The organism is Bacillus sp. SG-1, assembly GCF_000181495.1.
In the GTDB taxonomy this organism is placed as follows: Bacteria; Bacillota; Bacilli; order Bacillales; family Bacillaceae_B; genus Rossellomorea.
On record NZ_ABCF01000123.1, the window covers coordinates 1 to 2863 of the forward strand.

Here is a 2863-nt window from a genome sequence, read left to right on the forward strand (position 1 = left end):
CATTACGTTCAAAGAGAAAAAGCCAGTCACAGACGAACCTCAAGTGTAAGATTCAATTGAAAGGACAAGTATTGCAGGCGGAAAATTGCCTGTAAGCACTTGTCCTTTTAAGCGTTTTCAGGAGATAGATTAACACTGTTTGGGTTACAATAAAGTGGAATGAGGGGGGATAAACTTTGAGTACAGATGATCGTTTTAAAAAGGCTGAATTTGCAGCTATGATTGGAGTCGTCGGAAATGTTATTCTGGCAGGCATTAAATGGTGGGCCGGGATAGCAGGAAATAGTAAAGCCCTTATCGCAGATGCCGTTCATTCCGCTTCTGATGTAGCAGGATCTTTAGCCGTATACATAGGTCTTCGTGCCGCTAAGCAGCCGCCTGATGATGACCATCCATATGGACACGGAAAAGCTGAATCCATAGCAGCCATTATTGTAGCGGTATTATTATTCCTTGTCGGTATTGAAATTGGGAAATCGTCAATCGAATCGTTTTTTCATCCAATCAGTCCACCGACCAGCATTGCCATCTATGCCGTGATCTTTGGGATTGTCGTCAAAGAGGCTATGTTTCAGTATAAGTACAAATTGGGTAAAAAGTTAAAAAGTGATGCTCTCATTGTAAATGCGTATGAGCATCGATCGGATGTCTACTCTTCAATAGCAGCGCTGGTCGGAATCGGTGCAGCCATGCTGGGTGGCGTTTTAGGTATCGGCTGGCTTGAATATGGAGATCCTGTTGCCGGCGTATTTGTATCCCTGCTTGTTTTGAGGATGGCTTGGAAGCTTGGTGCAGAATCCATTCACAATACCCTTGATCACGTCCTTCATGATGAGGACACGCAAGAGCTGAGGCAGGCAGTCAGTGAAGTTGAGGGTGTACTGAAAATCAATGAACTGCATGCAAGGGAACACGGCCATTATCTTATTGTAGATTTAAAAATCAGCGTGGATCCCCATATAACAGTAGAGGAGGGTCACAGGGTAGGGAAAAATGTAAAGGAAAGATTGCTGCAAAACCCTGACGTACAAGATGTTTTCATACACATCAATCCATATAATGCAGAAGAAGATGATGAAGGTGACCGAGTAGAATTAACGTAAGGGAGGGAACGCAGTGAAATTTCAATGGAATTTGATTTTAGGACTTATTTTTGCTTTGATAGTTGCCATCTTTGCTGTTATCAATGTCGATCCTGTAAGGGTGAACTATCTTTTTGGGGAAGCTGAGTGGCCATTGATCCTGGTCATTATTGGATCCGTCCTGATGGGAGGACTAATTGTCGGCTCTGTCGGGTTGTTCCGGCTATTTGTCGTACAGAGGAAGGTAAAGGCGTTACAGAAAGAAAATGAACGCCTGACAAAAGAGGCTGAAGGAATTGAAACGACTGGAAAAACCTCTCCCCCTGTACCGGCAGCAAGTGATAATGTAAAAGAAGAAAACAATACAGGAATTTAACAAAAAGGGCGCTCCTAAACTGGGGCGTCCTTTCTGTTTTATAAGGTGTGGGCTTGTTGTTGTTGTGTGGTGGAAGTTTGAAAATCTTAAAGGACTTTAAAACATGCAAACGAAAAAATTACAGCCATTAAAGAGCGCGCTACAGGACACTAAAATAAAGAAAGGAAAATTAAACTTCTCCAAGAAAGCACACAAAACATAACTGCTGCCTCTCCTCGTCCCTTATGTTCCACAACTTAATGCCGACGAAAGTCTGCCCGGCACCCGACTTTCCATGTTTCTCTGATTGAAAGGCCTATCCCCATTTTGTATAATAGGAAAGGCTGAGGGGTGAACGTATGTTGAAATCAAAATCACGTTGGTTAGTAAAAGACCATGGTGAGACGAATAGTAAGAAATTACAAGAAAAGTTGAATATTTCTCCGATTGTCAGCAAACTGCTGGCAAACAGGGGAATCCATGATATAGAAGAAGCCCGCACCTTTTTGTATGGGGAGGAACAGCCTTTCCATGATCCTTATTTGATGATGGACATGGACAAGGCAGTAGAGCGGGTGAAAAAGGCCATCGAATACGGAGAGGCCATTTTGATTTTCGGAGATTATGATGCGGACGGTGTCAGCTCGACCTCCACCATGATGCAGACGCTGCTTGATCTGGGTGCGGAAGCGCATTTTTATATTCCGAACCGTTTTACAGAAGGGTATGGACCGAATGAGAATGCTTTCCGATGGGCAGCTGGAGAAGGATTTTCATTGATTATTACGGTGGATACCGGCATAGCAGCTCTGAAAGAAGCCCAGCTGGCAAAAGAGCTGGGAGTCGACTTGATCATCACGGATCACCATGAACCGGGACCGGAACTTCCGGAAGCATTGGCAATCCTTCATCCCAAAAGGGAAGGCAGTACTTATCCCTTTACAGACCTTGCCGGTGTAGGAGTAGCGTTTAAGTTCGCTCATGCTTTATACGGGAGTTTACCGGAACATCTGCTGGACCTGGCGGCAATCGGAACAATTGCAGACCTTGTGCCTCTAAAAGGGGAAAACAGAGCGATCGCCAAAAAAGGATTAGTAAAGCTGCGAACTAGTAAGCGTCCCGGCGTTATAGCCCTCTGCAAGGCTGCCAATGCCCAGATGAATGAAATTACAGAAGAGACGGTAGGTTTTGCAATTGCTCCAAGAATCAATGCAATAGGAAGGCTGGGAGATGCGGATCCTGCTGTAGATTTGATGTTGTCTGAAGACATGGAAGAGTCCATGGCAATCGCTCAGGAAATTAACGGTATCAACGATGAGAGACGATCAATTGTGACTGAAATGACACAGGAAGCGATTGAAATGGTAGAAAATGAGTTTCCTCTTACCCATAATTCTGTTTTAGTCATCGGAAAAGAAGGTTGGAA

General features: G+C 44.2%; 3 protein-coding genes. All 3 read left to right on the forward strand.

All coding sequences use genetic code 11. The features are described from left to right. The first annotated feature begins 218 nt into the window (after positions 1 to 218). Positions 219 to 1103 (forward strand): cation diffusion facilitator family transporter, encoded by an 885-nt coding sequence (locus BSG1_RS18865; protein ID WP_044023192.1) that lies wholly within the window; start codon positions 219 to 221, stop codon positions 1101 to 1103. Between the two features lie 13 nt (positions 1104 to 1116). After that, positions 1117 to 1458, forward strand: a complete 342-nt coding sequence (locus tag BSG1_RS18870; protein WP_006838838.1) for a LapA family protein — start codon at positions 1117 to 1119, stop codon at positions 1456 to 1458. A gap of 338 nt (positions 1459 to 1796) precedes the next feature. Next, positions 1797 to 2863: single-stranded-DNA-specific exonuclease RecJ (locus tag BSG1_RS18875; RefSeq protein ID WP_006838839.1), on the forward strand; the 1067-nt coding region annotated here is incomplete at its 3' end.